Source organism: Escherichia sp. MOD1-EC6842 (assembly GCF_002965705.1).
Lineage (GTDB): Bacteria > Pseudomonadota > Gammaproteobacteria > Enterobacterales > Enterobacteriaceae > Escherichia > Escherichia ruysiae.
The window spans coordinates 22726-31007 of the sequence record NZ_PTRF01000028.1; the positions used below are offsets into that span (position 1 = coordinate 22726).

The window sequence follows — 8282 nt, forward strand, 5'->3', positions numbered from 1 at the left end:
TCGGAGTTAGCACAATCCGCTGCCGGGTTTTACCCCGACAGCAGTGACCTGTTTGAGCGAGAATTACTCGTCTTCCAGTTCGATGTTGATACCCAGCGAACGAATCTCTTTCAACAATACGTTGAAGGATTCTGGCATGCCCGGCTCCATCTGATGGTTGCCGTCCACGATGTTCTTATACATCTTAGTACGACCGTTCACGTCATCAGACTTAACGGTGAGCATTTCCTGCAGGGTGTATGCCGCGCCATATGCTTCCAGCGCCCACACTTCCATCTCCCCGAAACGCTGACCACCGAACTGTGCCTTACCACCCAGCGGCTGCTGAGTAACCAGGCTGTAAGAACCGGTGGAACGCGCGTGCATCTTGTCGTCGACCAGGTGGTTCAGTTTCAGCATGTACATGTAACCAACAGTTACCGGACGTTCGAACTGTTCACCAGTGCGGCCGTCGTACAGGCGGATCTGACCAGAAGTCGGCAGGTCGCCAAGTTTCAGCAGCTCTTTAATTTCTGCTTCTTTCGCACCGTCGAACACCGGCGTTGCGATCGGCATACCTTTGCGCAGGTTTTCAGCCAGACGCATAACTTCTTCATCGCTGAAGGTACTCAGGTCAACTTTCTGACGAACGTCAGCGCCCAGATCGTACGCACGCTGGATGAACTCGCGCAGTTTCGCGACTTCTTGCTGCTGTTTCAGCATGGCGTTGATCTTGTCGCCGATACCTTTCGCAGCCATACCCAGGTGGGTTTCCAGAATCTGACCGATGTTCATACGAGACGGTACGCCCAGCGGGTTCAGTACGATGTCTACCGGCGTACCGTTTTCATCGTAAGGCATATCTTCGATCGGGTTGATCTTAGAAATTACACCCTTGTTACCGTGACGACCTGCCATCTTGTCACCAGGCTGGATACGGCGTTTAACCGCCAGATATACCTTAACAATCTTCAGCACGCCCGGTGCCAGATCGTCGCCCTGGGTGATTTTGCGGCGTTTCGCTTCGAGTTTCTTCTCGAACTCGTGTTTCAGTTCGTCATACTGCTCAGCCAGCTGTTCCAGCTGATTTTGTTTCTCTTCGTCGGTCAGGCCCAGCTCCAGCCAGCGATCGCGCGGCAGTTTGTCGAGCTTCTCAGCTTCAACGCCACCGGCTACCAGCACAGCACGGATACGGCTGAACAGACCCGCTTCGAGGATCTGCAGTTCTTCAGACAGGTCTTTCTTCGCCTGTTTGAGCTGCATTTCTTCGATTTCCAGCGCACGTTTGTCTTTTTCTACGCCATCGCGAGTAAAGACCTGAACGTCGATAACCGTACCGGATACACCGTTTGGTACGCGCAGAGAAGAGTCTTTAACGTCAGACGCTTTCTCACCGAAGATCGCACGCAGCAGTTTTTCTTCTGGGGTCAGCTGAGTTTCACCTTTCGGCGTTACCTTACCAACCAGAATGTCGCCACCGGTTACTTCCGCACCAATGTAAACGATACCGGATTCATCCAGTTTGGAGAGCGCAGCTTCACCCACGTTCGGGATGTCAGCGGTGATCTCTTCCGGCCCCAGCTTGGTGTCACGGGACACACACGCCAGTTCCTGGATGTGAATAGTGGTGAAACGGTCTTCCTGAACAACACGCTCGGATACGAGGATGGAGTCTTCGAAGTTGTAACCATTCCACGGCATGAACGCCACGCGCATGTTCTGACCGAGCGCCAGTTCACCGAGGTCGGTGGACGGACCGTCTGCCAGCACGTCGCCACGTTCTACCGGTTCACCCAGAGACACACACGGCATCTGGTTGATACAGGTGTTCTGGTTCGAACGGGTGTATTTGGTCAGGTTGTAGATATCGATACCAGCTTCGCCCGGATACATCTCGTCTTCGTTAACTTTGATAACGATACGGGAAGCATCCACGTACTGAACAACACCGCCACGTTTAGCAACCGCAGTTACACCGGAGTCAACGGCAACAGCACGTTCCATACCCGTACCAACCAGCGGCTTATCAGCACGCAGAGTCGGAACGGCCTGACGTTGCATGTTCGCACCCATCAATGCACGGTTGGCGTCATCGTGTTCAAGGAACGGGATCAGGGACGCACCGACGGATACCACCTGCTGGGTGGATACGTCCATGTAGTCAACCTGGTCGCGGCTGAACAAGCTGGATTCGCCTTTACTACGGCAAGTTACCAGGTCTTCTACGAAGTGGCCTTCTTCATCCAGGTTGGAGTTCGCCTGGGCGATAACGTAGTTACCTTCTTCGATAGCAGACAGGTAGTGAATTTCGTCAGTTACAACACCGTCGGTCACTTTACGATACGGAGTCTCAAGGAAGCCGTATTCGTTAGTCTGTGCGTACACGGACAGGGAGTTGATCAGACCGATGTTAGGACCTTCAGGCGTTTCGATTGGACATACGCGACCGTAGTGAGTCGGGTGTACGTCTCGAACTTCGAAGCCTGCACGTTCACGGGTCAGACCGCCTGGACCGAGTGCAGAGATACGACGTTTGTGCGTAATCTCAGACAGCGGGTTGTTCTGGTCCATAAACTGAGACAGCTGGCTGGAACCGAAGAACTCTTTTACTGCTGCGGAAATCGGCTTGGCGTTGATCATGTCCTGAGGCATCAGGGTATCCAGATCGCCCAGAGACAGACGCTCTTTCACCGCACGCTCTACACGTACCAGGCCAACGCGGAACTGGTTTTCCGCCATTTCGCCAACGGAACGGATACGACGGTTGCCGAGGTGGTCGATATCATCGACTTCGCCTTTACCGTTACGGATATCGATGAGCTTTTTCATAACATCAATGATGTCGTCTTTGCTCAGGATACCGGAACCTTCGATTTCTTCGCGCAGCAGAGAACGGTTGAACTTCATACGACCAACCGCAGACAGATCATAGCGGTCTTCAGAGAAGAACAGGTTCTCGAACAGGCTTTCAGCAGCTTCACGAGTCGGCGGCTCGCCAGGACGCATCATGCGGTAGATTTCTACCAGTGCGCTCAGACGGTCGTTAGTTGGGTCGACACGTAAGGTTTCAGAGATATATGGGCCGTGATCCAGATCGTTGGTGAACAGCGTTTCGATACGCTTATGACCAGACTGGCTCAGCTTAGCCAGCAGATCCAGGCTCAGCTCCATATTCGCTGCGCAGATCAGCTCGCCGGTAGACTCATCAATATAGTCTTTAGCAACCACTTTACCTGCGATGTACTCAACCGGAACTTCAATCAGTTTGACGTCGTCTTTTTCCAGTTGGCGAATGTGGCGCGCAGTAATACGGCGGCCTTTTTCTACGTACACTTTACCGTTAGCTTCGATGTCAAAAGATGCAGTTTCACCACGCAGGCGTTCCGGCACCAGTTCCATCTGCAGCTTGTTATCACGGATTTCAAAGATAACTTTTTCAAAGAACAGGTCGAGGATCTGCTCTGTGGTGTAGTTCAGTGCACGCAGAATGATGGTCGCAGGCAGTTTACGGCGACGGTCGATACGTACGAACAGGTTGTCCTTCGGATCGAATTCGAAGTCCAGCCAGGAACCACGGTAAGGAATGATACGCGCGTTATACAGCACTTTACCCGAAGAGTGGGTTTTACCTTTGTCGGAGTCAAAGAAGACGCCCGGACTACGGTGCAGCTGAGAAACGATAACACGCTCAGTACCGTTGATAACAAAGGTACCGTTGTCCGTCATGAGCGGAATTTCGCCCATGTAGACTTCTTGTTCTTTAATGTCTTTTACGGTGCCTTCCGGCGCTTCGCGCTCATAGATCACCAGACGCAGTTTAACGCGCAGCGGTGCGGAATAGGTCACGCCACGGATTTGACATTCCAGGACGTCAAACACCGGTTCGCCAAGGCGGTAGCTGACGTATTGCAGCTCGGAATTACCGCTGTAGCTCTGAATCGGGAATACGGAACGGAAAGCAGCTTCCAGACCATACTGCCCTTCAGGATCTTGCTCGATAAATTTCTGAAACGAGTCAAGCTGGATAGAAAGGAGATAAGGTACATCCAGAACTTGTGGACGTTTACCAAAATCCTTACGAATACGTTTTTTCTCGGTATAGGAGTAAACCATAGGGTTCCTCAGCTCGCTGACAAGTCGACCCATCTGTCCACTGAGCGGACAGTTTGTGCAACACTATTTTGTTGACCGGAAAATGGATACTTTCCGCAATGCCTGTTGCTATCACGCTTAAACCATTTCATTGCGATTTACACAGAACGGGAGTTCTGTCGCAGTATATTAAGTCGTCGATAGAAACAAGCATTGAAAGGCACAGCAGTAGTCAAACAGTGTGAAACGCTACTGGCGCCTTACAGCGCAAAAAGGCTGGTGACTAAAAAGTCACCAGCCATCAGCCTGATTTCTCAGGCTGCAACCGGAAGGGTTGGCTTATTTAACTTCAACTTCAGCGCCAGCTTCTTCCAGAGCTTTTTTCAGTGCTTCAGCGTCATCTTTGCTCACGCCTTCTTTCAGAGCAGCTGGAGCAGATTCTACCAGGTCTTTAGCTTCTTTCAGACCCAGGCCAGTTGCGCCACGTACTGCTTTGATAACAGCAACTTTGTTAGCGCCAGCAGCTTTCAGAATTACGTCGAATTCAGTTTTTTCTTCAGCAGCTTCAACCGGGCCAGCAGCTACAGCTACAGCAGCAGCAGCGGAAACACCGAATTTTTCTTCCATTGCAGAGATCAGTTCTACAACGTCCATTACAGACATAGCTGCAACTGCTTCAATGATTTGATCTTTAGTGATAGACATTTAAATTGTTCCTGAATATCAGAATAAGTTTATACGTAAGCGAATGCGTTAAAAAGATAACTGCGATTAAGCAGCTTCTTTCGCATCGCGTACAGCAGCCAGAGTACGAACCAGTTTGCCAGCCGAAGCTTCTTTCATGGTTGCCATCAGGCGTGCAATTGCTTCTTCGTAGGTCGGCAGAGTTGCCAGGCGGTCGATCTGAGACGCCGGGATCAGCTCACCTTCAAAGGCAGCGGCTTTGACCTCAAATTTTGCATTCGCTTTCGCGAACTCTTTGAACAGACGAGCTGCAGCGCCCGGGTGTTCCATAGAGTATGCAATCAGGGTCGGACCAACAAACGCGTCTTTCAGGCACTCGAACGGAGTACCTTCAACAGCACGGCGCAGCAGGGTGTTACGAACAACACGCATGTATACGCCAGCTTCGCGACCTGCTTTACGCAGTTCAGTCATTTTATCTACAGTTACGCCACGGGAATCCGCAACCACTGCAGACAGCGCGCCTTTGGCTACTTCGCTGACTTCAGCAACAATCGCTTGTTTGTCTTGAAGATTTAAAGCCATTAGCTTTGCTCCTGGATGTTTGCCAGAGAAAATCTCTGGAACTCACTTCACTCCTCCAAATGGAGAGAGCGTCTTAATTACGGTGAGCAGAAACAAGCCAGAATATAAAAGAATAATCTTAGCGTTCTGTCACCGTCTACGCAGGGGATTAAGTTTCTTACGAAACTCCTGCGGTCTTCGACGGAGGCCTGGATAGGCCAGGCTCCAACGAACAAATCTTTTCTATCCGTCGCTATTCAGCTTGTGCCGGCGTTGGCTTCCTTCGTTCGCACCAGTCACATAGTTAGCTATGTTCCTGGCGACTCACTCAGTTGCCGCCTTGCCACAACCCGAATATCTCGGATATACGTCTGCATTAAGCATTATACGTGGGGGTAAGATTGTAGACAAAATCACCGCCCACGTAAAGGTATTAGTTTGCAGAAGCGCTCAGGCCAGCCTGGTCAACTGCAACACCTGCACCCATGGTGGTGGAGATGCTAACTTTCTTGATGTACACGCCTTTCGCCTGAGTCGGTTTTGCTTTTTTCAGCGCAACCAGCAGAGCTTCCAGGTTTTCTTTCAGTTTGTCAGCGTCAAAGTCCACTTTACCAATGGTGGTGTGGATGATGCCGTTTTTGTCGTTACGGTAACGAACCTGGCCAGCTTTAGCGTTTTTAACCGCTTCAGCAACGTTCGGGGTTACAGTACCCACTTTCGGGTTCGGCATCAGGCCGCGCGGACCCAGAACCTGGCCCAGCTGGCCAACAACGCGCATTGCATCCGGAGAAGCAATAACAACGTCAAAGTTCATTTCGCCTTTCTTGATCTGGTCAGCCAGATCTTCCATACCTACCAGTTCAGCGCCTGCAGCTTTAGCAGCTTCAGCGTTTGCGCCCTGGGTAAATACAGCTACGCGAACGGAACGGCCAGTACCGTGCGGCAGTACAGTTGCACCACGTACGTTCTGGTCAGATTTACGAGCGTCGATGCCGAGGTTAACAGCAACGTCCACGCTTTCTACGAATTTAGCAGTCGCCAGCTCTTTCAGCAGAGCGATAGCTTCGTTGATGTCGTACTGTTTGGTCGCATCAACTTTCTCGCGGATAACACGCATGCGCTTGGTCAGTTTAGCCATTTCTTAGTCCTCCACTACCAGGCCCATGGAACGTGCAGTACCTTCGATGGAGCGAGTCATCGCTTCAATGTCGGCACCAGTCATGTCGGCAGCTTTGGTCTGCGCGATTTCCTGCAGCTGAGCGCGGGAAATTTTACCCACTTTGTCTTTGTTCGGCTTACCGGAACCAGACTTGATACCAGCCGCTTTTTTCAGCAGAACTGCTGCCGGCGGAGTCTTGGTAACGAAAGTGAAAGAACGGTCAGCGTAAACGGTGATAACTACCGGAATCGGCAGACCTTTTTCGATGGAATCAGTTTTTGCGTTGAACGCTTTGCAGAATTCCATGATGTTTACGCCCTGCTGACCCAGAGCCGGACCTACTGGCGGACTCGGGTTAGCCATACCAGCTGCAACCTGCAGCTTGACATAGGCTTGTACTTTCTTAGCCATTATAAATTCCTCAAGTTGGGTAATAACGCCTCTGAGAGGCTCCCCGTGATATAAAAAATCGTTTTACGGGCAAGGCCCATAAAAACAAAAGGCGCGAAATTGTATTCCAATCTCACGCCTTGTGCAACGATTAAATCGCCGCTTTTTTGATCGCTGGGTTAGGCTTTTTCAACCTGGCTGAAGTCCAGCTCTACCGGGGTCGCACGACCGAAGATAGAAACAGAGACTTTCAGACGAGACTTCTCGTAATCCACCTCTTCAACGACGCCGTTGAAGTCAGCGAACGGACCATCATTAACACGAACCATTTCACCCGGTTCAAACAGCGTTTTCGGACGCGGCTTATCACCAACCTGCTGCAGGCGGTTCATAATCGCATCAACTTCTTTATCGCTGATTGGCGCAGGACGATCGGAAGTACCGCCGATGAAGCCCATCACACGCGGTACGCTGCGCACCAGGTGCCAGCTCGCGTCGTTCATCACCATCTGAACGAGGACGTAGCCAGGGAAGAATTTGCGTTCGCTTTTGCGACGCTGACCGCCACGGATCTCAACGACTTCTTCAGTCGGAACCATGACTTCGCCAAACAACTCTTCCATGTTGTGTAATTTGATATGCTCACGCAGCGACGTTGCTACGCGGCCTTCAAAACCGGAAAACGCCTGAACGACGTACCAGCGCTTTTTAGGAGCTTCAGACATCTCAGAACCTCAGGCCAGTGATAAAGGATACCAGGCGAACCAGAATACCATCCAGTCCCCACAGGATCAGTGACATTACTGCGGTAACCGCAGCCACAATCAGCGTGGTGTGCAATGTTTCCTGGCGAGTCGGCCAAATGACCTTACGGACTTCGGTACGCGCTTCACGGGCAAAAGCAACGGTTGCTTTACCTTTTGTCGTTAACAGCGCGACACCCCCCGCTGCAGCAATCAGAATTACTACGGCCAGCGCACGCAGCGGCAGCATAATGTCGCGATAAAGGTAGTTGCCGACGATTGCCACCAGGAGCAATGCCACCACAACGACCCACTTCATCGCTTCCAGGCCGCGCCCGCTTCCTTGAGCTTCGGTATTCGCACTCATAAACCAACCTGTCAGAAGTATTCTACAAACATTTTCACCCCGCGATAGCGAGGCAAACCAAATCGAAACGCGTATTCGCTTTTCGGATTATACGCCCTCAACAGAGCCTGTCTCAGCAATGATTATGACAAAGAAAATCACTGATGAGCCAGGTTCTGGTACGAAAGCGTGCAAAAAGGGCATCAAATGATGCCCTTTTATTGCGCATTGCGTCAAATGTTATCGGCAATTAGCTCAGAACTTTAGCTACAACGCCCGCGCCAACGGTACGGCCGCCTTCACGGATTGCGAAACGCAGACCGTC

8 protein-coding genes are annotated in these 8282 nt (G+C 51.3%); all 8 read right to left on the bottom strand.

Annotated elements, in window-relative coordinates; all coding sequences use genetic code 11:
* Positions 1–63: 63 nt before the first annotated feature.
* Entirely contained in the window at positions 64–4092 is a 4029-nt protein-coding gene (gene rpoB / locus A7Z29_RS21565) for a DNA-directed RNA polymerase subunit beta (RefSeq protein WP_105290797.1), read from the bottom strand.
* Between the two features lie 318 nt (positions 4093–4410).
* Entirely contained in the window at positions 4411–4776 is a 366-nt protein-coding gene (gene rplL, locus A7Z29_RS21570) for a 50S ribosomal protein L7/L12 (protein ID WP_000028878.1), read from the bottom strand.
* A 66-nt stretch (positions 4777–4842) separates the two neighbouring features.
* Entirely contained in the window at positions 4843–5340 is a 498-nt protein-coding gene (gene rplJ / locus A7Z29_RS21575) for a 50S ribosomal protein L10 (protein WP_001207201.1), read from the bottom strand.
* A 412-nt stretch (positions 5341–5752) separates the two neighbouring features.
* Positions 5753–6457 carry a 50S ribosomal protein L1 gene (gene rplA / locus A7Z29_RS21585; protein ID WP_001096683.1) on the bottom strand — a complete coding sequence of 235 codons (705 nt, stop codon included), beginning with the start codon at positions 6455–6457 and terminating at the stop codon, positions 5753–5755.
* A 3-nt stretch (positions 6458–6460) separates the two neighbouring features.
* The gene (gene rplK, locus A7Z29_RS21590; protein ID WP_001085926.1) at positions 6461–6889 is read right to left on the bottom strand and encodes a 50S ribosomal protein L11; all 429 of its coding nucleotides are present in this window, start codon (positions 6887–6889) and stop codon (positions 6461–6463) included.
* Positions 6890–7047: 158 nt separating this feature from the next.
* On the bottom strand, positions 7048–7593 hold the full coding sequence (gene nusG / locus A7Z29_RS21595; protein WP_001287521.1) for a transcription termination/antitermination protein NusG: 546 nt from the start codon (positions 7591–7593) through the stop codon (positions 7048–7050).
* Between the two features lies 1 nt (position 7594).
* Positions 7595–7978 (bottom strand): preprotein translocase subunit SecE, encoded by a 384-nt coding sequence (gene secE / locus A7Z29_RS21600; RefSeq protein ID WP_001275702.1) that lies wholly within the window; start codon positions 7976–7978, stop codon positions 7595–7597.
* Positions 7979–8207: 229 nt separating this feature from the next.
* Positions 8208–8282 (bottom strand): EF-Tu C-terminal domain-related protein (locus tag A7Z29_RS21605; protein ID WP_072164356.1); only part of this gene is annotated, 75 nt, incomplete at its 5' end.